Below are 19,951 nucleotides of genomic sequence, written 5' to 3' on the forward strand. Positions count from 1 at the left end.
CAAACATTCTATTTTTGGATACAAAGTCTATAACAAAATGATTGCTAAGTTTTTTATTATCAATTAACGCAAAGACGCGAAGTTTTCTGTAAATCAAACTTCTTTAGAACGTAAGGGCGTTAACACTCAGCAAAGGCTGATTTTTTTCAACTTTAAACTTTACCATTGAATCCTGAACGTTATTTTTTTAGCTGAATATCTTTTTTAATTCTAAAGATTATCATTCTTTATTCTTTATTCTTTATTCTTTATTCTTTATTCTTTATTCTTTATTCTTTATTCTTTATTCTTTATTCTTTATTCTTTATTCTTTATTCTTTAATTAAAATTTATTGTCCTTTTTTCTGTGACAGCATCCATTCATATAGTTTTGGATCAGAGTAGGTAGAATCCCACGAATTATGGTTATCATCTGGAAAAATAGTTAATGTAGCCGTTGGGTTTACTTTTTTTAAAGCCTGATACATTTCTATTGAATTCATTGGAGAAACAACATCATCATTTCCCCCGTGAAAAATTTTTACAGGCAACTGTTTAAATCGCTCAATATTGGCTCCCATTACTTTGTCTGCCGGAGCGCATACGGGAACTACTGCTGCAAACATTTCCGGATGTTCCATCGCTAGCTTCCAGGTTCCCCAGCCTCCCATCGAAAGTCCGGTAAGGTAAATTCTTGAGGCATCAATTTTATATTTTTTCTGAATTTCTTTGATCAAATTATAAAGCGTCACTGTATCCCACCATGTATCCGCAGGGCATTGTGGTGCTAAAATCGCTACCGGTTCCTTGATCAGATTTTTATAGGTGAACGGGCTATGGGCTTTTACCATTTCAAGATTGTTTCCTCTCTCTCCTGAACCATGGAGGAATACAATCAAAGGAACATTTCCTTTTACTTTTTGAGGGTAATCAAGGATGTAGGATATTTTTTCCTGTCTCTTGACTTCTTTGTTGAGTTCTCCTTTAATTTCCTGTGCATTCATAGACAGTGAAAGCGGCAAGAGTAATAGAGGAAGGTGTTTTAGTCTTAATTTCATATCGTTATTTAGAGGTGTGATGTATTGTTGTTTTTTAAACAAGATACTTTATCTTTTAATCTTTTGGTATAAAGATCATCTTAAAAATCGGATTATTTGATTCCATATTTTTCAGACTGAAAGCTTAATTTCTTCAGTCCCTGCTGAATCTCAGGGGCATTCATGAACAGTTTCCACAGAAATCCTGTTCTATAGTTTTCGATCATAGGAGCAATGGTTCCCTGATCTATTGCTAAATATCTTGGGGTAAACCAGTTGTTGTAATTTACTGAAGTCGCATCGTAAGGTCCTGCTGATCCAATAAATTCTGGTTTTTGAGTGTAGAGGAATCTTAAAAAGTCCATAGACTCTTTCGGCGTATAGGGAAAACTACTCAATGCGGCAGTTGGTGTGATCACGCCATTGTCGTTGGTTGGCATATGGGCGGTGTAGCCTGTGCTTCCGTCTTCATTTCTTGTGTAACCTGCGGTGAGTCCCCAATAGTTCGGGCCGTAGCCTTTCCATTGTTTTGGATTTTCCACGCAGTATTTATAGTCGATTAGGACTTGATTTTTGTTTAGGTCAAAATAATTTTTCACCAGTTTATCGGAAAGTCCCGTAGGATCCAGGCCGATATAGGAGTATTGTGACCAGAAAAGTGGTCCGCCGTATTCTTCGGCATAGTTGTGTTTTACGTACAGAGGAAGTCCGTATTTTGTCTTATCAGTAAGATAAGTTCCGTTTCTCGTCCAGCCTTTGTAGTAAGTTTCTGCATCGATAGGATGCGTGGGTGATGAAGCTGCGAGAATATAGGTGATCAGACATTCGTTGTATCCTTCCAGAGGAAAGTTCATTTCCCACTGATATTCGGGTGACCAGTGCCAATACAATACTTTTTCGCCTCCTTTTGTATACCCGTTCCATTGAATTCCTTTCCAAAGCTCATCACATTTTGCGGCCAGGACTTTTTCTTCGGCATTACCATTCTTAAAGTATTCACGTACCATCAGAATCCCTGAAGTAAGAAATGCAGTTTCTACAAGATCTCCACCGTTATCTTTTTTTCCAAAAGGAACTGTTTTTCCTGTTTCTCCATTGATCCAGTGGGACCAGGCTCCTTTATGACGGTCTGCTTTGGCAAGAAAATCCATCATGTGAGTCAGTCTCTTTACAGCTTCTTGTCTTGGAATAAATCCTCTTTCCACGCCTACCAATAATGTGGCCAGTCCAAATCCTGAACCTCCGGTAGTCACTACATGCTTATCATGATCCGGATAGATATTGTCTTCATGATAGCGCTCTCTTCCCAACATGGATTTGGGTTCTGCATAGTCCCAGAAATATTTCAGTGCATCTTTCTGAACTTTATCCATCAGCTGCTCATCGGTAATGTTGCTTTTTACGGCTTTATTTTGAGCGGTTTGCGGCTTGGAAGCTTGGGTGTTTTTGCACGAATATGCAAAAAATAAAGAAGTTACGGCAATTGATAATACGGTCCTTTTCATGAAATCTTTTTTTTACCTGTTTCTACTAAAAGAAGAGGAGAACTTTCATTCTCCTCTAAAGCTTATGGTTATATTTTAATATCCCGGGTTCTGGGTAAACAATCCTGTACTTTCATTGATTGCGTCCAATGGAATCGGGAAAAGTTCATTCTTTCCAGCCTTAAATCCGTAAGGGGCCAATACAGTAGCCGCCTGTCCTGTTCTTACAAGATCTACAAAACGGTCGCCTTCCAGAGCCAGCTCTACTCTACGCTCATGCCATATCGCATTTCTAAGAGCCAGCTGAGTAGATGCTGTAGTAGCTCCTAACTGAGCTCTGTTTCTCACTTTATTAAGATTAGTAATAGCAGTTCCTGTGTTTCCAAGCTCATTGGCAGCCTCTGCATTGATCAGCAGTACTTCTGCAAATCTAAGGATTCTGATATTTTGTCTTGAACCGTAGGCACAAGCGCTGTTATTCTGAGATTTGGGAACATATATTTTCTGGTTGTACGTCGTCACAGAAGCCGCATCTCCCATGGCAATAAGATCACCTTCAGGAGTGGTTTCCCCATTTCTGAGAATAGTCAGCTCTTTTCTGATATCTCCCGGCTCAAATGCGTTCTCCAAAGCCTGAGAAGGAGTGAAGAATCCCCATCCGAACTGATCTCTTACGCCCTGAACTTCAGCATACTGACTTCCTCCATATTGAGAAGAACATTCGCAGTTTACTTCAAATACAGACTCAGAACCAAATTCTCCTGCAATTCTGAATAAATGATTGAAATCAGGATCAAGACCATAGCCCATTCCGATAACCTGATTAGAGGTATCATAGGCTTTCTGCCAATCTTTCTTATACAGGTACACTTTGGAAAGCATTCCTAAAGCAGCGCCTTTGGTTACTCTTCCAAGATCTGCTGCTCCATAAGACTGAGGAAGAACTGCCGCAGCGCTTGTAAGGTCAGAAATAATGAAATTATATACTTCTTCAGCAGAATTTCTAGGAATTTTATAGGTAGATGGAATACCGTCAAAAATAGGAACGCCACCGTAAATTCTTAATAAATTAAAGTAAAAATAAGCTCTTAACATTTTAGCTTCTGCCACCAACCGGTCTCTTAGGGTAGCGTCCATGCTGATGTTCGGAACATTGGAAATCACCTGATTACATCTGTTGACAGCCTGCCATTGTCCGATCCAGTATCCTCTTACTCCATCATCACTTACGGTATAGGTAAACTGATCATAAGCATTGATGAAAGATCCATCCCCAGGGTTGGAACCTTTAACCACGTCATCTGCCGGCACTCCAAATACAAATTGATAAGGAAAGGCTGAATTTTCCCAGCTTCTTAAGAATAAATAAATGGCATTGGTAGCCTGCATCGCATCGTCCTGTGTCTTGAAAAATGCTCCAGCTTCTGTTGTCCCTTCCTGTTTTATATCCAGATAATCATCTTTACAACTGATCACCAGTGAAAATAAAGCGACGGATAAAAATATTTTTTTCATGATTTTCTCTAATTAAAAGGTTAAATTCATACCAATGGTATAGATGGCTGAAATTGGATAGATACTGTTGTCAACACCCATTTGTACTCTGTCTGTATTTAAAATCTCCGGAGAGAATCCGTTATACTTAAAGCTTGTCCATGGATTTTGAGCACTTACGTATAGTCTAAGCTTGGTTACCATTAAAGATTTAGCAAAATCTTTAGGCAGGTTGTATCCTAAAGTAATATTTCTAAGTCTTATATAACTTCCACTTTCTACGAAAAAGCTGTTCGGCTTAATGATTTCCTGGTTATTGGTTGTCATAGAATAGGTATTTGAAGTTCCCTCTCCATGCCATCTGTTGTTATAGAAATCTAAATCCCAGTTTTCGTTTCCATAACGTTGTTCACGGTTATAGTTGTAAATCTTGTTTCCAAATACACCCTGGAAATCTAAAGCAAGATCAAAATCATAGATATTTAAATTAACACCAAAACCGTACGTTCCTTTTGGAATCGGACTTCCCAGGAATGTTTTGTCTCTGGAATCAATAACTCCATTGCCGTCTATATCCTGAAACTTGAAACCTCCTACTTTAGGGGTGTTTTGCTGTGCCCAACCATCTATATCCTGCTGATTCTGGAATACCCCAACTACCTGATATCCATAGTAAGAACCTACCGGCTGTCCGTTCTCTAATCTAACAATAGAGTTTCCGAATAAACTGGCTCCTGTATTTAAATATGATCCTTCATATACAGAAGTGATCTTGTTTTTGATGGTCGTTAAGTTTCCATAAACCCCCAACTTTATCTTATCATTGATTCTGGTATCATAGTTTACTGATACTTCAAAACCACTGTTGTTGAAAGAGTATGCGTTCGTAACGAAATTATTCCAGTTACTCGCTCCTGAAACGGTTCCCTGAACCACTCCGTATACCACATCTTTGGTATCTTTATCGAAGTAGGTTGCATCAATTTTAAGTTTATTATTGAATAACCCCATTTCTAAACCGATGTCTCTACCTGTGGTAGTTTCCCACCCGATGTTCGGATCAATAACAGTATCGATCGTCTGTGCCGGAGCTCCAGTATTTCCATAATAAGCACCGTCTTTAAAGATTGTAGTCAAAAGAGTATAAGCTCTTTTTACATCCGGGTTTCCAAGTTTACCCCAGCTTGCTCTTAATTTTAACAAACTGAATACATTCTGGTTGCTCATGAATTCTTCTTTAGAGATCACCCATCCTGCACTTACTGCCGGAAATATTCTGTGTCTGTCATCTGAAGAATATTTTGAAGTACCGTCTCTACGAACAGATCCGTTCAGAAGATATTTCCCTTTATAATCATAATTGATTCTCCCAAACATAGACTCAATCCTATCCTGATAAGGTGCTACACCATAAGCTTCCACTGCATTGGAAACTTTAACGATATCTGTTCCACTAAAGATATTCAGGGACTCATTTGATCCGTTAAAGTTGACATTCAAGGCTTCTAAATACGTTTGTGAATAGGAGTTTCTTGTTCTGGAATATCCTGCAAGAATCTCAAGATTATGGTTACCCAATGATTTTTTCCAGCTTAATGTATTATCCCAGATATAATTTCTGTTTTTAGAATCCCTTGTGATGAGCTTATTAGGTTTCTGGTCCGACGTGGGAGCAGAAGTAATTGTAGGGGTAAATTCGTACTGGCTTGTATTATAGTTATCTGTTGTATAGCTAACTCTTAAAGTAAAATCACTTAAAAATTTATACTCAGCCCAGATATTGTTCAGCATTCTTTCCTGTCTGATCTGCGACCGGTAAAGATCCAGTACAGCTCTTGGGTTAGGAATAGAATATCCATTAAAATACTGATAGTCTCCTGAAACAGGATTCATTACAGGAAAAGTCGGAGGGGCGTTATATGCATTCAGCAAAGGATTTTTTGCAAGATCGGTACGCATTTTTGAAAATGAAAAGTTATCTCCGATCGTTAAATTATCCGTGATCTTATAGCTCAGGTTGACCTTCGTATTGAATCTGTTAAATCCTGTTCCTGAATTATAACCTCTTCCTGCAGCAAAATTTCCTTCATCCTGCAGGTAACCTACACTACCGTAGTAATTCAGTTTTCCTAAACTTCCGGATGCTGAAAAATCATTTGAATTGATGATACTTGTGGTAAAGATCTCTTTAAACCAATCAGTATCAGAAGGAAACTGGGCTCTGGAAATAGATCCGTTGCTGCTTCCGTTATCATTAATCAGTTTTTCATTATAGAGTTCAATATACTGATCAGCATTAAGCATTTTAGGAACGTTGGTGATTTTCTTCACCCCTAAATAAGAACTGAAGTTATAAACTGGCTTTCCTTTCCCTGTTTTTGTTTTAATAATTACCGCTCCGTTGGCTGCTCTGGCTCCAAAGATCGCCAAACTGGACGGATCTTTCAGCACACTCATAGATTCTATATCCTGAGGATTAAGGAAAGATATATCATCGGTAATCATTCCGTCTACGATGAATACAGTCTTCCCTGTCAGTGAACCGACCCCTCTGATATCTACTCTTGGAGAAGTTCCCGGCGTTCCTGAGTTTAACACCTGTACACCGGATAATTTACCCTGTATTGAGCTTATTGGATTGGCATTGGGCTTATCTGCAAGGTCTTTTGCAGAAACCATCCCGATACTTCCGGTAACATTCTCTTTTTTCTGAGATCCATATCCGATCAGAACTACTTCCTCGATCTTCTGCTCCTTGGCAGCAGTATCTTTAGGAGTAGTCTGTCCATTGACATTCATACCGAAGTACAAAACTGCAATGAGACATGAATACTTTAAATCACGTTGTTTCATATAGTTCAATTTTATTCGTACAATCTAATTTTAACTGATGTCCTTATTGGTGGAGTTATTTAAATTCTCAAAAAAAGACATTAGTCAAAAATAGAAAAAAAAATGAACATTGTTAACATATCTTAAAAATTTAAAAAAAATACATAAATGTTAAACAAAAAACTGAATAAATCAGACTTAATTAAGCAAATGACATTATAACTATCAATTTACAATAAAATAACCAATCAAAAAACCAGTGTTTTTAACAAAATATTCACCAAATTGGTACCAGAAATTTAATATTTTGTTAATACAGGAATAGTGTTTACCTTTGGCGCAATATTTGAAAAAATAAGATAAAAGATCAATGAAAAAATATATCATCTCGGCAGCACTGTTAATAGGAACCGGAGTCGCGGTTTTAACCAGTGTCCAATCATGCCAGACAATGGCCACGACTGACCTAGGTTTATCCATCATAAAAAGGGTTTTGCTGAACGGTATTGATAAAGGAATGGGAATCTACAGTAATAAAGAAGCCTTTCTTCAGAATAATATGGTAGACAAAGCCCTTCCCAAAGAACTTAGAGACATCAATTCCACTTTGGAAAAGATTGCTCCATCGCTGGTAGCCAAGGAAAGGGATTTTATTGCGCAGGCAGCAGCTTATACTGTGAATCTTTCAAAGCCTATTCTACAGGATGCAGTGAACAGCTTAAATGCACAGGATGTTACAAGAATCATCCAAGGTACTACAGCGACGCAAATTTTAAAGGAAAAAACTTCTCAACAGCTTGTAGCAGCTATTGCTCCGAAAGTAGATGAGAAATTAAATGAATATGGAATTGCAAAAACCATTAATACCGCTCTTTCTGGAAACAATCTTCTTGGAAGTCTTTTAGGCGGAGGCAACAGCAATGTAAATACAGGCGGATTGAGTAAACTGGCTTCTGAACAGTTAGTCAATGGATTGTTCAATATTATCGAAGATTATGAGCATCAGAACTCCAAAGCGCTGCTCGGACCTCTTGGAAAATAGATTTTTTTTCGCTATATTTATATATAATTTAACAACGGCAGATGGACATATTACAAGGAAACCAACACGCAAATCCAGAGGAATTTTATAATTCCCTTAAGGAAAAACTGGAAGGTCATCATGACTTTCCTGAAGATTATTTATTCAAGTTTATCATTCCTACAGACGAGGCAAAACTTACTGAAATTTATAAAGTTTTTGATGGCATTAAATTTACCCTGGGAAACCGCGAAAGTAAAAACGGCAAATACACGGCATGCAATATCAACGCATTTGTTCTGGATGCTGATCAGGTAGTGACTATTTATAAAGAGGTAGCAAAAATAGAAGGCGTTATTCTATTATAAAGAACAAAAAAGTCAGCTTACGCTGACTTTTTTTATGTTCATTATTTTTCAATAAAAAATTTCACATTTTCAATAGGTCTTCCCAGCATGGCAACAGATCCTTTTATCAGAATAGGCCTTTGTATCAGGGAAGGATTTTCAGAAAGGATTTTGATCCATTCTTCTTCAGAATAATTTTTATCCGCATATTGCTCCATATACAGTTTATCTGTTTTCCGGATCATATGAAATACACTCTGATTCAGCTTTTTCAGTACTGTTTTAATCTCTAATATGCTCAAAGGATCTTCCAGGATGTTGATGATCTCAAAAGGCACACCATTTTCATCCAGATACTCCAGGACAGCATTTGATTTTGAGCAGTTTCCGTTATGTAAAACCTTAACCATCATAATATAATTATTTTTAAAGATGAAACTCTTTCTTTCAAACTTAGGAAGAAATGAATTGAAAGCGGTCTTAAATTCTGATAAAAATTTGTTAAAAAAGACCGTTCAGTTCTGCTTCGATCTTTTCCAGGATAAATCCGAAATCTTCAGGTTTTTCCACAAAATCCAGATCGTCTACTTCGATGATAAGAAGCTTTCCTTCTGTATAATCGGAGATCCATTTTTCATATTTCTGGTTCAGTTTTGAAAGGTATTCAATACTGATGGATGCTTCATATTCTCTGCCTCTCTTGTAGATCTTTTTCACAAGGTTCGGAACGTCAGATTTTAAATAAATCAGCAGATCCGGCGCAGAAACAAATGATTTCATCAAACCAAAAACAGAGATATAATTATTGAAATCCCTGTCTGAAAGAAGTTTCATATCATTCAGGTTTTCGGCAAAAATGTGGGCATCTTCATAGATGGTACGGTCCTGGATAATATTTTTCCCACTTTCTCTTATCTCTTTTACCTGACGGAATCTGCTTCCTAAAAAATAGATCTGAAGGGCAAAACTCCATTTGCTCATATCGGCATAAAAATCCTCAAGGTAAGGATTGTGGTCTACATCTTCAAATTGTGCATCCCATCCGTAATGCTTGGCAAGCATCGTGGTTAAAGTTGTTTTTCCTGCTCCAATGTTTCCTGTAACTGCAATATGCATTCTCCTAAGTATTTTTTTTATTAATTGGTCTAAACACCTGCAGCCTGAACTTCGGAAGTATCTTCCATCAGCTTCTGTAAGGTATGATCAGGAGCTTTCTCAATGGATTCCTTTTTCTCTTCCTCTGTTTTCTTCCCTTCTTCTCCCGCCGTTTTTTCAGATGAAGGCTCTGTTACCGGTGGTGCAGTTTCCTGCTTGTTTTCGGGTTCTGTCTGCAGTTTAGTTTCCTTTATTTTTTCCAGGTTGTAAATATAGAGTTTGTTGGCTTTGATTTCAAAATAAGAAAGGATGTTTTTATCCACAATTTGTGCATCCTTATCTTCAAAAACTTTCACCATTCCTTTTTCAGGATCGTATTTCAGAATCGCGTTGTCTGCGACTACCAAAACAGTTTCATTTTCTCTTCTGAAACGTTTGCCGTTTTCCAGCGGGGCTTCAAAAAGTTTTTCAAATTTCAGCGAATATATCCTGATATGTTTTCTGGTTAAAATATAGACCTTGGTTTCGTAGACCAAAAGATCCATCAGATCATCAAAGCTGATATCAAAAGGATAAGCGTTGATCATGGTATCATTTCTGAAATTGTACTGAATGAGGCGTTTCGTACTGTCATCCAGAAGCCATAGCTGCTGAAGATCTTCTGCGTAAGCCATTTTGATAAACCCAAATTTTTGTTTGAAGTCAACCTTTTGGATCTCGTTCATATTCTGATCTACAAATTTCATTTCCTGAGCATTTTCTGAAAATAATGCGAGGCTCAGAGGATTTTGTACCGACTGTACTTTATAGGGAACCGTGAGCATCATTTTGCCAATTTGTCTGCCCAAAGAATCATATTTGGTGAAACTGAAATCTTTATTTTTATAGATATACAGGTAGCCGTAATCGTCGGCGAGCATATCTTTGGCTTCCTTTAGTTTCAAGGTGTCCAAAGGAAGTGATTTCTGTGCAGAAACTGTACAGAAAAAGAAGGTCAATATGATATAAAGTAGTTTCAAAATCTATTTTGGCAAAGATAACTTTCCTCCGGGGAACGTCAGCAATTTACATCCTTTTATTTGAATTTTAAATAATGAACTACTGAACAGCAATTTCATAAATTTTCGCCCAGTTTTTGCCCGTCACCAGCATATTATCACCCTTAAAAGCAATTCCGTTTAGAACATGTTCGCTGTTCCCCTGATCATTTTCACGCGTTAATTTGGTAAAATCAAACTTTCCTACAACTTCACCTGTAGCAGGATTGATTTTTAGAATAATCGGCTGATGCCAAACATTGGAATAAATGAACCCCTTATGATATTCCAGTTCATTAATATTATCATAGATCTCTGCATTTCCTGCCACGGCGACTGTTCTGACTACCTTGGAAGGATCATTAACATCCAGAAAATAAAGGTTTTTTGAACCGTCAGTTGCGACAAGATTTTTCCCGTCATAGGTCAGACCCCACCCTTCTCCGATGACATTCGGTAACGGAAATTGGGAAAGTTTTTTTAACGTATTTTTATCGTATACAAAACCAATTTTACTTTTATACGTCAGCTGGTAAATTTTATCTCCTACCATAGCACAGCCTTCAGAAAAAATATCAGCGGGCTGTTTTTCCACAATACCAGGAGTAGATGAACCTAAAGTATATTTTATCAGTTTAGAAGCACCGTCCAAGCCAGCACTTTCGTAAACCGTATTGCCTTCCATAAGAAAACCTTCAACAAAATTAGTCGGATCATGAGGATAATCTGCAACGATGCTGTATGAAATATTCTGTTCAGGATTTTTTGCGAAAACATTGATGGTCGCATCCTGGTTTAAGGTCTCTCCGCTTTTGGTTTTAATGGTAAAGGTTACGTCATTATCTCCCAGGGTGAAAAACTTAGGATCAATCGTCAAATTTGAAGTTTCATTTTCACCAAAGCTTATTCTAATACTTTCTGCATGATCTGTAACTTCTTTTGGAAGAGTAAGCCGGTCTCCAAAATGATATCCTGTTGTTTCCTTTGAATTATTGTAATCAGCCAGTGAATCGAGCATTTTTTCCTTGTTATTACATGATGACAACAGGGAAATGACTGCTAAACCGGCTATGATATTTCTTTTCATTGAATTTTTAATCATTCGTCAAAAATAGTAAATTTTTAGTCCTTACATGACAATAGCGCTCCTGAGGAACGCTATTTTTTATGGATAGATCTTTATTCAGTTTATTTGATCTGAACTTCATAGATTTTTGGCCAGTTTTTACCGGTTACAAGCATATTGTCGCCTTTGAAAGTAATTCCGTTCAATACGTCATCACTTCCTTTGGTATTCTGTTTCGCAATATCTGTAAAGTCAAATGTTCCTACGACTTCTCCCGTTGCAGGATTGATCTTTAATACCACAGGTTTTTGCCATACATTGGCATAAATGAATCCGTTGTGGTATTCAAGTTCGTTCAGTTGGTCATAAATTTGTGAACTTCCTGCTACTGCTACGTATTTGATCAGTTTTGAAGGGTTGTTGGCGTCCAGGAAATACAAAAGCTTGCTTCCGTCTGATGCAATGAGGTTTTTCCCATCGTAAGTAAGTCCCCAACCTTCGCCTAAAACGTTTGGATAAGCGAATTCAGAAAGGAGTTTAAGAGTGCTTTTATCATAAATATACCCTTTTTTACTGTGCCATGTCAGCTGGTACACTTTATCTCCCACGATCGTACTTCCTTCAGAGAAATCTTCCTGTGCCTGTTTTGTAGAGGCCAACGGAGTTGTGGTCCCTAAAGTATATTTCAGAATCTGGGAAGAGCCGTTCTGTCCGTCACTTTCGTAAATGGTATTTCCTTCGATCTGGAACCCCTGTACAAAATTCTTCGGATCGTGCGGGTATTCTGCGATGATCTGGTAGGCTATATTTTTCTCAGGATTTTTTGCAAATACATTAATGGTCGCATCCTGATTCAGAGTTTTTCCTCCTTTTGTTTTAATGTTAAAAGTAACGGCATTGTCGCCTAACGTAAAGAATTTAGGATCAACTGTTAAATTTGAAGTTTCTTTGTCTCCAAAGCTGATGCTGATACTTTCTGCATTTTCCGTTACCTCTTTTGGAAGTTCAAGTTGATCACCGAAATGATATCCTTTTTCTACCATTGTATTATTATATTCATTCAGCGTGTTCAGGATCTTTTCATCTTTATTACAAGACGCCAGCATCAAAACCACCGCTAAACCTACTATGATATTCTTTTTCATTTAATTTCTAAATATTTCCCCAAAAATAGCAAAATTTATTCCGTATTGCCAACATTATCCACGGGCTGACCAAATTGTAACAGATAACCGTTGTTATCATAGACCGCAAACTCTCTCATTTCCCATTCAAAAGTTTCAATTTCGTAACAGACTTTTGCTTTTGTTTTAAGATCTTCCCAAAGTTCATCAACATTGTCTACATTGAAATACAATGAGCCTGTAAAGCCTATTCCATTGGGTTTTTCATAGTCGTTTTGCGAAAGCATGATCATTACCTCATCCTTCTTAAGCGATGCCCATTGCCATTCATCATTTCTTCCGATTAAATTAAAGCCGAGAATCCGGGTGTAAAACCCTATTGTTTCATCTATATTTTCTGTCCAGAGTATGGGGCGGAGTGCTGTAAATGTCATACTTTCCAGGATTTAAAATTACTTTTACTGATCTTCATATTAATGGAAAGCCAAAGTTCGTCATCGATGCTGACTTGGTTCATCACATCGGGATCAATTTCAAAACCTACTTTTTTGTAGCATTCGATGGCTCCGGTATTCCAGTCGTACACATTAAGTTCTGCTGTTTCTCTCTCAAAGGTATTGAAGCCATATTGCAGCAATTCCAGTACCGTTTTCTTTCCGTAACCTTTTCCTCTGTTGTTTTCGTCCCAGATCAGGATTCTCCCGAGCAGAAAAGTATTTTCTTTTAAAAAAATCTGAGCGTGGCCAATAGCACTTTGTTCGGTTTTATCAAAAATCCTGAACATGAATCTGTTTTCGTTGTCAAGATCATTTTCCAGCTGTTCTCTGGTCAGTGGAAAATGGTAAGCAGGGCCGGCAAACTGAAGAAGTGCTCTTTTGTCTTTTATTTTGGATATCAGCTCTGGAGCATCTTCGGTTTTAAAAATCTGAAGCTCAATCATTCGTTCTATTTTTCTACATATTCCTTCATACTCTGTCCTATAATTGAATTCCATCCTTCTATAAAACTTGCCCTGGAAAATATTTCTCCCAGATCATCGAATCCTTCAATATTTTCATGCGTCACCGTTACTAATGTTCCGTCGTTTTCCGGCTGAAGCTCCCATGTCACAGTTGTTACGGCATCAGAAAGTTCCGGATAAGACCAGCTATGCTTTAGTTTGCTGTTGGGAATTATTTCCAAAATACGGCCAAGATGGAGGTATTTCCCACCGTCACAGGATTCATAGAAGTCAAACTCTTTCCCAATTTCCAGCTCGAAATCCCGGATCGTAAAGTACCAGGATTTCATTTCATTCTTATCCGTCAGCGCCTTCCATATTTTTTCTGCGGAAGCATTTATTTTGTACTGAACAGTGATTGGGTTGTTCATATTTTTATTTTTTAATTAAAAAAGATCTAAATACTTGAATTTAGCTTTTCCAACACCTCCTTTTTTCCCATTTTCCATCGTTCTGATAATTCTAAAACCAATTCGTTTGAAAACCTTATATAAACATTACCTTCACCCAAACTTTCCTGATGTATTTTAAAGCTTTTAATAGATTCTTCCAAAGATTCTTCATGCACAACTTCAACTATACAGTTTTCTATTCCTAAAAAATCTTTGGCAAATGAACTTACTGCTGTTTCAATTGTTTTAAGATCAATCCCTTCATCAGGATGCCAAATATCCATAAATCGAGGCTTAATCCCTTTTTCATTTTTGGGAGCATCATAATCGACTTCTTGAAAGTCTTCATCATCAGGCTCGTCATAATAGAACCAATAATGACAGACCTCATCAGATAGATAATGCTGAACTGCCTCAGAAAAATCTTTTTCATCTTCTTGGTGTAGCAAATCATCTAAAGCATTTCTTAAATATCCTTTTGTATTTAAGCAAACTACGCAAATCCTTTCATCAGATTCATAAAACAATTGCAAATCTTCCCATCCTGCCTTATCGCAAAGGCCGTAAATTCCCCACCATACATTGGAAGATTCTGTTTTTACAATAATCTTTTTCGTGTTCATTTGTTTACATTACCATTTATCCATGAGAAAACCCTGTAATTTTAGCTTCATCAAAATCCAGCTGCATTTCTATAGATCTCATCACATGATCATCAAATATTTTCTCCTTTTTCATCCTGTGAAGTTCATTTCTCTGAGCCTGGATGATCTGCCGAAGCACATCTTTATTTTCGTTGATTGCATTCACATAATCTCCGGTTGAAGCCATACACTGGGCCTTATCTGCCATCAACATCATTTCGGTTTCCAGCTTGTGTTTCTGATGGCGTACCAATGTGTTCGTTACAGCCAGCTCGGAAAAATCATTTTCCAGTTTATGCAATGCTGTTTCTTTAAGCTTTCGCATCAGGATCACTTCCTGTTTTTCTTCCGGTAATTCGCTTCCGGCATCATCTATTTTCAACCATTTTAAGATCGGAGTCAGAAGGAGTCCCTGTCCTACCAATGTGATCAATATAATAACGAAAGTTACAAATAAAATGATATTACGGTGAGGAAAAGCATCTCCATTGGGCAAAAATGCAGGAATGGAAAGTGCGGCAGCCAGTGAAACCACTCCTCTCATGGCATCAAAACTGATGATGAAAGGTTCGCGCCAGTCCGGTTTTGGAATTTTGAGTCTTAATTCTTTAGAGCAGAGTCTTGGGAAATACATGACGGCATAGCTGTACAGTAACCGGGTCAAAATAATTGCTCCGCCAATCACTACACTATAAAATATGCCTTCTGAAATGGTATAGTCTTTCATGGCAGCAACGACTACGGGAAGCTCCAAACCAATCAGGATGAAAATAATTGTATTCATGAGGAATATCAGTACGCTCCAGACATTTCCGGACTGTATCCTGGAGGTATGGCTTAAATAGCAATGTGAATTATAAGACATCAAAAGTCCTCCTGCAACCACGGCTAATACCCCTGAAAAATGGAAATGTTCTGCACCCACATACATGATGTACGGAACGATCAGTGTAATGACGGTATCAATATTAGAATTGGAAGGAATAATCCTCAATAAAGCTCCGAAAAGCATTCCTGTAGCAACACCAACTACGACTCCACCCACCGCCATCATGAAGAAGTCCTGAATAGCATCTCTCCAGATAAACTGACCTGAAATTACGGCTGCCAAAGCAAATTTAAATACAATTAAACTTGAAGCATCGTTGATAAGACTTTCGCCTTCAAGGATACTCGTGATTTTTTTAGGGATCTTCATATGTTTTAAGACTGAAGTGGCAGCCACCGCATCCGGCGGAGAATTAACTCCTCCGAGCAGGAATCCCATGGCAACGGTAAGTCCGGGAATAATGGAAGATGAAAGATACGCCACAACAATTGAAGTCAGAAATACCAGCCCGAAAGCCATTGAAAAGATCTGCTTTCTCCATTTGTGAAAATCCTGCCATGACGTAAACCATGCGGCCTCAAACAGAATGGGAGGAAGGAAGATTAGAAATACCAGATCCGGTTCTATTTCAATATGCGGCATTCCCGGGATCAGGCTAATCAGAAGACCGGCAATCACGAGGAAGATGGGATAAGCTACTTTCAGCTTTTGCCCTATCATCACCAATATCATCACAGACAGCAAGACTGCAATGGATATTATAACATAACTGTGAATCATTTTGAGATGTTTTTTAAGTTGCTTTTAAATTTTTGTTAAACTGAAGGTGTTAACTTTCAGATCAACTGAACCTTTTCTGTTGGTTATCTTTATTGACGATATTTACAACTTTTGTTGGTTGATCGCAAAGGCGCAAGTTTGTATCCAGTGGCTGCTTGTAAGGCGCGATAAAATCGAAGATTTTCATCTGTTTTTTATCTTTTTTCCTTTTTAAACCGCATAGGTTTTTGGAATCTAAAGTACAGGATCATTACCTTTTACAACACAATATTGTTCTTTGGAGCAATGGCTGGAGGAAGATCGGACTCATCCAGCATATCTCTCATATCAATCTCTATGGTACGGCTGATCTGGGTAATCGGCACGTCATTCGGGCTGCCTTCAAAAGGGTTTACGGAAGCTTCTCCTACGCTGTCGAGGGTATGAAAACACCAGGTTACCATTAATGAAAACGGAATATTAAACCATAAGGTCCAGCCCTCCAAAGCTGTCCCTTCACCTAATTTATCGAGTTCTTTCAGTAATCCAAAAGGAACAAAAAGGATAAACAGCAACAAAAGATAGGTTGTAATTGATGAAAAGTTTCTCGGATACGGAAAGTTTTTAATTCTTTCTGCTTTTCCCTGATCGTCTGTAAATTTCACCAGCTGCTGGTTGATCTGTGTCCACTGAAAATCATTGAGATCTCCTCTGGCATAGGCTTCGGACAATTCTTTGCTCTGACTTGCCATTAACTGTGTTGCCCTGTTTTTTTTGCTTACAATATATTGAAGCTCCGCATCAGAAAGATACTTTTTCAGTTCATCATTAAGGTTGGTCAGTCTCTCCGGAATTTCATATTTCTTAGCATATTCATCGTATTGTGCTGTCCCCATATTCTCCCAGGTTCTGGGTTCGCGAAGCTGAAAACGGAGGGCCGTAAGCCACGCATAATGGCGGTGAAACATTTCTTTTACTTTTTGAGGATCTTTTCCGTATAGAGCATCTCTCAGAATATATCCAAAACTACGGCTGTCATTGATAATGGCGCCATAAATCTGTCTGGCTTCCCAAAGTCTGCTGTAACTTGCATTGTTTTTAAAACCTACGATAAAAGCTACCGCAGTTCCCAAAATAGCGATGGGCTGCCAAGGGACGGAAAGAAACTTCCATCCTGAAAAGTATAAAACTGTTGGTATGGCAGATAGTATTGTTAATATATAAATACTTCGTCTCGTCCAAATCGCGAATTCCAGCGCTCCGAATCTTTTCCCTGAATGCATATTGTGTTTATTTGTTTTTTGTTCTGTTGATTATAAATTCTAAACTAACAGTTTTTTTTCTTCATCATGGCATCCGGCAGAGACTGTCTGTATTAATTTTTATTAAAAGGAATATTATTATAGAAACCGATCTGGATCTGCCCGCGATTCCTGTTTTCCTGAATCTGGTTCATATATCCTGCTTCTATCCTCATGTTTTTATTAATGACATATCCTAAAGCTCCATATACTCTGTTCCTGTCGAAAACGGGACTATCAAAACTCAGAAATATCTCATTATACACTGATGCATAGAGAGATTTCGGCAGCATTTCTTTCTGGGTAATCGGAATATTCAACCCTATCATATATCGGAATCTCATTCTGAAGTCATCCTGTAGAAAACGTTCTTCCAAACGGTATCGGTGCTGAAGATTAAAACGTCCGAACTTCTGCTTTGTAATAAACTGCTGGAAGATCCGGTGTTCTATATTTTCTTTTTTTTCGCCGTTTACATACGGACGACTTAAAATAAACCCATAACCCAGTAAAACATTATTATTGTTTTCAGTCAGGTCATATCCTATGCCTGTACGAATTAATAACTGTTCAAGGTCTCCTACGGCATCAAAATTCCGGTACTGGATTTCGTTATGTAAATTCAGCTTCTTGCTGATCTTGTTATTTCCAAAATACATATACCATGCTCCTAAATCACTTTTCTGCGCAGAGGCTGCTATGGATCCCAGACTCAATACTGTAAATGCCAGCTTCGTCAATACCTTTCTCATAAATTCAATTACTATTATCTATCGTACAGAACAAAATTAATAATTTAAATCAATAATTGCAAACAAAAAGTACTTTAGGGTTTAGGCTATAAGAAACAGGCATAACCATAAAGATTAGCCTGGAATCTGTTCTACAAGGATTTCGTTTCCATCTGTATCAAAATAAGTACAAGTCATCTCATTAAGATCCATCTTCCAGCCTTCTACTCCATTGTCCGCACAGTCATTGCAAAATGTGAGGTAATCTGTACGGCCTTGCTGATGAAGCTTTAATCTTGTTTTAAATTGTTCAAGATTTAATTTTCCGGAAACGAGAATAGGATCGTACTTTTTTCCAGTCTCTGCCTTTTTATTTTCTGTGTCAAAATACCGGGTATTTCCATCTGCTACAGAAACCGTATAATCCGATACGCCAAGATTTTTTATAGCCTGGATATATGCCGGAAAATCTGCTCCGCTTTTTACTTTCCGATGTTCCGCTTTAATTTGTTCGATTGTAAATTTCATATTTGTTTGTTTTTTTACGCCAGAGGCTTTAGGCATTAAGCTATAAGCTTTATCAACACGCCCTAATCCCTATGACCTGCTACCTGTCATCTGCTCCTTCACCTCTTCCCAAATTTAATTTTTTTTGGAATGCAAATGTACTATTAAAATAAAAACCGGCAGATATCTAAGCCGGTAAGTTTTTCCTATATCCCTTATACAAAGAATGAATTTTAAGGATGCTGCTGTGCTTTTGCAGGATCGTCATAGTTGACCATCCAGTGGATCCCGAATTGATCGGTAAACATTCCGAAATAGGCCCCCCAGAAAGTATCTGCCAACGGCATGGTTACCTCTCCTCCTGCAGAAAGTCCATTGAATAACTGATCTGCTTCTTCTTTAGATTCCGCGTTGATGGAAATCGCAAAATTATTTCCTTCTTTCAGCTTAGATGACCATTCTCCGGCAGTATCGCTGCCCATTAAGATGGTTTCTTTTGAAATAGGAAGAGAGACGTGCATGATTCTGTTTTTGTCTTCTTCGGAAGTTTCTTTGCCTTCCATTGGAGGCATTTCCCCGAATGTTCCGATGTAAGGATACTCTCCTCCGAAAACCGACTTATAGAAATCGAATGCTTCTTTGCAGTTTCCATTAAATGTTAAATAAACGTTTACTGATGCCATGATTGATTTTTTTTATGAGTTAAGTTTTAATAAGTCTCTGTTGAAGGTTTTTCAGATAATTCTTTCAATCTGGAAAGTCCTTTCTGATAATCTTTTCCAATCGCATTTTCCATATTCATAAACATTTTCATTACGGTGAACGGATAAGGTATTTTGGATGTAAATCCCCATGTTGCCTTAGTTCCTTTGCCTTCCGGAACGATTTTCACGTAAGCATTGGCTTCACTTTCATAAGGGGTTAAAAATTTGATTTCCGTATCAATTCTTTTCGCTGCTGCATCTACTTTTTTCACTTCCTGACATCCTTTTCCTGCAGTCCCTTTCTGACTGTCCCAGCATACTTTTTCGCCCGGCTGACCGGTAGTTCCGGTCCAGTCTTTTTTCATCTGAGGATCTAATTCATTCCATGGGCTCCATTGGTCCATTGCTTTTAATGTATTGGTCTGTTGCCATACTTTTTCGGATGGTGCATTGATGGTTATTGATTTCTCATACACACAGTCTCCTGAGATAAAAGCGGCTACGATCATCCATAAAATAAGGATGGAACCGAGAACGAGTATAATTCTTTTTAATATTTTCATCATGA

At 37.8% G+C, this 19,951-nt stretch carries 21 protein-coding genes; 2 read left to right on the plus strand and 19 right to left on the minus strand.

Annotated features, from left to right (window positions below; all coding sequences use genetic code 11):
* Nucleotides 1–329: 329 nt before the first annotated feature.
* The 4 genes from BUC06_RS17385 to BUC06_RS17400 all read right to left on the minus strand — a co-directional run bounded on the left by BUC06_RS17385 (nt 330) and on the right by BUC06_RS17400 (nt 6,847).
* Nucleotides 330–1,037: a carboxylesterase family protein gene (locus BUC06_RS17385; RefSeq protein WP_073335283.1), complete on the minus strand. Its 708-nt coding sequence runs from the start codon at nt 1,035–1,037 to the stop codon at nt 330–332.
* A 92-nt stretch (nt 1,038–1,129) separates the two neighbouring features.
* Nucleotides 1,130–2,521, minus strand: a complete 1,392-nt coding sequence (locus BUC06_RS17390) for a glucoamylase family protein (protein ID WP_073335284.1) — start codon at nt 2,519–2,521, stop codon at nt 1,130–1,132.
* Between the two features lie 75 nt (nt 2,522–2,596).
* Nucleotides 2,597–4,015 carry a RagB/SusD family nutrient uptake outer membrane protein gene (locus BUC06_RS17395; RefSeq protein ID WP_073335285.1) on the minus strand — a complete coding sequence of 473 codons (1,419 nt, stop codon included), beginning with the start codon at nt 4,013–4,015 and terminating at the stop codon, nt 2,597–2,599.
* A 12-nt stretch (nt 4,016–4,027) separates the two neighbouring features.
* On the minus strand, nt 4,028–6,847 hold the full coding sequence (locus BUC06_RS17400; protein WP_083564114.1) for a SusC/RagA family TonB-linked outer membrane protein: 2,820 nt from the start codon (nt 6,845–6,847) through the stop codon (nt 4,028–4,030).
* A gap of 349 nt (nt 6,848–7,196) precedes the next feature.
* On the opposite strand from BUC06_RS17400, the gene BUC06_RS17405 reads away from it, so the two are divergent.
* Both BUC06_RS17405 and BUC06_RS17410 read left to right on the plus strand, forming a co-directional pair.
* Complete coding sequence (locus tag BUC06_RS17405; protein WP_073335287.1) at nt 7,197–7,868, plus strand: DUF4197 family protein; 672 nt, start codon at nt 7,197–7,199, stop codon at nt 7,866–7,868.
* 41 nt (nt 7,869–7,909) lie between these two features.
* The gene (locus BUC06_RS17410; RefSeq protein WP_073335288.1) at nt 7,910–8,215 is read left to right on the plus strand and encodes a DUF493 family protein; all 306 of its coding nucleotides are present in this window, start codon (nt 7,910–7,912) and stop codon (nt 8,213–8,215) included.
* A gap of 41 nt (nt 8,216–8,256) precedes the next feature.
* Here the strand turns inward: BUC06_RS17410 and BUC06_RS17415 are convergent, their stop codons facing one another.
* From BUC06_RS17415 to BUC06_RS17485, 15 genes are all read right to left on the minus strand, one after another.
* Nucleotides 8,257–8,607 carry an ArsC/Spx/MgsR family protein gene (locus BUC06_RS17415; protein WP_083564115.1) on the minus strand — a complete coding sequence of 117 codons (351 nt, stop codon included), beginning with the start codon at nt 8,605–8,607 and terminating at the stop codon, nt 8,257–8,259.
* 88 nt (nt 8,608–8,695) lie between these two features.
* The gene (locus BUC06_RS17420; protein WP_073335289.1) at nt 8,696–9,310 is read right to left on the minus strand and encodes a deoxynucleoside kinase; all 615 of its coding nucleotides are present in this window, start codon (nt 9,308–9,310) and stop codon (nt 8,696–8,698) included.
* Nucleotides 9,311–9,339: 29 nt separating this feature from the next.
* Nucleotides 9,340–10,308, minus strand: coding sequence for a hypothetical protein (locus BUC06_RS17425; protein WP_073335290.1), 969 nt, complete (start codon nt 10,306–10,308; stop codon nt 9,340–9,342).
* 79 nt (nt 10,309–10,387) lie between these two features.
* A complete protein-coding gene (locus BUC06_RS17430; RefSeq protein ID WP_073335359.1) occupies nt 10,388–11,413 on the minus strand; it encodes a glutaminyl-peptide cyclotransferase in 1,026 nt (341 codons plus the stop codon).
* 101 nt (nt 11,414–11,514) lie between these two features.
* Nucleotides 11,515–12,537 carry a glutaminyl-peptide cyclotransferase gene (locus tag BUC06_RS17435; protein ID WP_073335291.1) on the minus strand — a complete coding sequence of 341 codons (1,023 nt, stop codon included), beginning with the start codon at nt 12,535–12,537 and terminating at the stop codon, nt 11,515–11,517.
* 35 nt (nt 12,538–12,572) lie between these two features.
* On the minus strand, nt 12,573–12,950 hold the full coding sequence (locus BUC06_RS17440) for a VOC family protein (RefSeq protein WP_073335292.1): 378 nt from the start codon (nt 12,948–12,950) through the stop codon (nt 12,573–12,575).
* Nucleotides 12,947–13,456, minus strand: a complete 510-nt coding sequence (locus BUC06_RS17445) for a GNAT family N-acetyltransferase (protein WP_073335360.1) — start codon at nt 13,454–13,456, stop codon at nt 12,947–12,949. Before BUC06_RS17445 ends, BUC06_RS17440 begins: the two co-directional genes overlap by 4 nt.
* A gap of 5 nt (nt 13,457–13,461) precedes the next feature.
* Nucleotides 13,462–13,887 carry an SRPBCC family protein gene (locus tag BUC06_RS17450; protein WP_073335293.1) on the minus strand — a complete coding sequence of 142 codons (426 nt, stop codon included), beginning with the start codon at nt 13,885–13,887 and terminating at the stop codon, nt 13,462–13,464.
* 26 nt (nt 13,888–13,913) lie between these two features.
* Nucleotides 13,914–14,531: a hypothetical protein gene (locus tag BUC06_RS17455; protein ID WP_073335294.1), complete on the minus strand. Its 618-nt coding sequence runs from the start codon at nt 14,529–14,531 to the stop codon at nt 13,914–13,916.
* Between the two features lie 16 nt (nt 14,532–14,547).
* Nucleotides 14,548–16,161 carry a Na+/H+ antiporter gene (locus BUC06_RS17460; protein ID WP_073335295.1) on the minus strand — a complete coding sequence of 538 codons (1,614 nt, stop codon included), beginning with the start codon at nt 16,159–16,161 and terminating at the stop codon, nt 14,548–14,550.
* A gap of 257 nt (nt 16,162–16,418) precedes the next feature.
* Nucleotides 16,419–17,423, minus strand: coding sequence for a bestrophin family protein (locus BUC06_RS17465; RefSeq protein ID WP_073335296.1), 1,005 nt, complete (start codon nt 17,421–17,423; stop codon nt 16,419–16,421).
* 92 nt (nt 17,424–17,515) lie between these two features.
* A complete protein-coding gene (locus tag BUC06_RS17470) occupies nt 17,516–18,193 on the minus strand; it encodes a DUF2490 domain-containing protein (RefSeq protein ID WP_073335297.1) in 678 nt (225 codons plus the stop codon).
* A gap of 114 nt (nt 18,194–18,307) precedes the next feature.
* The gene (locus BUC06_RS17475) at nt 18,308–18,700 is read right to left on the minus strand and encodes a DUF1398 domain-containing protein (protein ID WP_073335361.1); all 393 of its coding nucleotides are present in this window, start codon (nt 18,698–18,700) and stop codon (nt 18,308–18,310) included.
* Between the two features lie 212 nt (nt 18,701–18,912).
* A complete protein-coding gene (locus BUC06_RS17480; RefSeq protein WP_073335298.1) occupies nt 18,913–19,362 on the minus strand; it encodes a VOC family protein in 450 nt (149 codons plus the stop codon).
* Nucleotides 19,363–19,388: 26 nt separating this feature from the next.
* Nucleotides 19,389–19,949 carry an SRPBCC family protein gene (locus tag BUC06_RS17485; RefSeq protein ID WP_228423803.1) on the minus strand — a complete coding sequence of 187 codons (561 nt, stop codon included), beginning with the start codon at nt 19,947–19,949 and terminating at the stop codon, nt 19,389–19,391.
* Nucleotides 19,950–19,951: the final 2 nt, after the last annotated feature.

Source organism: Chryseobacterium carnipullorum, assembly GCF_900142785.1.
Classification (GTDB): Bacteria; Bacteroidota; Bacteroidia; order Flavobacteriales; family Weeksellaceae; genus Chryseobacterium; species Chryseobacterium carnipullorum.

Coding starts and splice junctions, on each gene's coding strand:
- BUC06_RS17385 (WP_073335283.1), bottom strand. CDS start 1,037: ATGAAATTAAGACTAAAACACCTTCCTCTATTACTCTTGCCGCTTTCA.
- BUC06_RS17390 (WP_073335284.1), bottom strand. CDS start 2,521: ATGAAAAGGACCGTATTATCAATTGCCGTAACTTCTTTATTTTTTGCA.
- BUC06_RS17395 (WP_073335285.1), bottom strand. CDS start 4,015: ATGAAAAAAATATTTTTATCCGTCGCTTTATTTTCACTGGTGATCAGT.
- BUC06_RS17400 (WP_083564114.1), bottom strand. CDS start 6,847: ATGAAACAACGTGATTTAAAGTATTCATGTCTCATTGCAGTTTTGTAC.
- BUC06_RS17405 (WP_073335287.1), top strand. CDS start 7,197: ATGAAAAAATATATCATCTCGGCAGCACTGTTAATAGGAACCGGAGTC.
- BUC06_RS17410 (WP_073335288.1), top strand. CDS start 7,910: ATGGACATATTACAAGGAAACCAACACGCAAATCCAGAGGAATTTTAT.
- BUC06_RS17415 (WP_083564115.1), bottom strand. CDS start 8,607: ATGATGGTTAAGGTTTTACATAACGGAAACTGCTCAAAATCAAATGCT.
- BUC06_RS17420 (WP_073335289.1), bottom strand. CDS start 9,310: ATGCATATTGCAGTTACAGGAAACATTGGAGCAGGAAAAACAACTTTA.
- BUC06_RS17430 (WP_073335359.1), bottom strand. CDS start 11,413: ATGAAAAGAAATATCATAGCCGGTTTAGCAGTCATTTCCCTGTTGTCA.
- BUC06_RS17435 (WP_073335291.1), bottom strand. CDS start 12,537: ATGAAAAAGAATATCATAGTAGGTTTAGCGGTGGTTTTGATGCTGGCG.
- BUC06_RS17440 (WP_073335292.1), bottom strand. CDS start 12,950: ATGACATTTACAGCACTCCGCCCCATACTCTGGACAGAAAATATAGAT.
- BUC06_RS17445 (WP_073335360.1), bottom strand. CDS start 13,456: ATGATTGAGCTTCAGATTTTTAAAACCGAAGATGCTCCAGAGCTGATA.
- BUC06_RS17450 (WP_073335293.1), bottom strand. CDS start 13,887: ATGAACAACCCAATCACTGTTCAGTACAAAATAAATGCTTCCGCAGAA.
- BUC06_RS17455 (WP_073335294.1), bottom strand. CDS start 14,531: ATGAACACGAAAAAGATTATTGTAAAAACAGAATCTTCCAATGTATGG.
- BUC06_RS17460 (WP_073335295.1), bottom strand. CDS start 16,161: ATGATTCACAGTTATGTTATAATATCCATTGCAGTCTTGCTGTCTGTG.
- BUC06_RS17465 (WP_073335296.1), bottom strand. CDS start 17,423: ATGCATTCAGGGAAAAGATTCGGAGCGCTGGAATTCGCGATTTGGACG.
- BUC06_RS17470 (WP_073335297.1), bottom strand. CDS start 18,193: ATGAGAAAGGTATTGACGAAGCTGGCATTTACAGTATTGAGTCTGGGA.
- BUC06_RS17475 (WP_073335361.1), bottom strand. CDS start 18,700: ATGAAATTTACAATCGAACAAATTAAAGCGGAACATCGGAAAGTAAAA.
- BUC06_RS17480 (WP_073335298.1), bottom strand. CDS start 19,362: ATGGCATCAGTAAACGTTTATTTAACATTTAATGGAAACTGCAAAGAA.
- BUC06_RS17485 (WP_228423803.1), bottom strand. CDS start 19,949: ATGATGAAAATATTAAAAAGAATTATACTCGTTCTCGGTTCCATCCTT.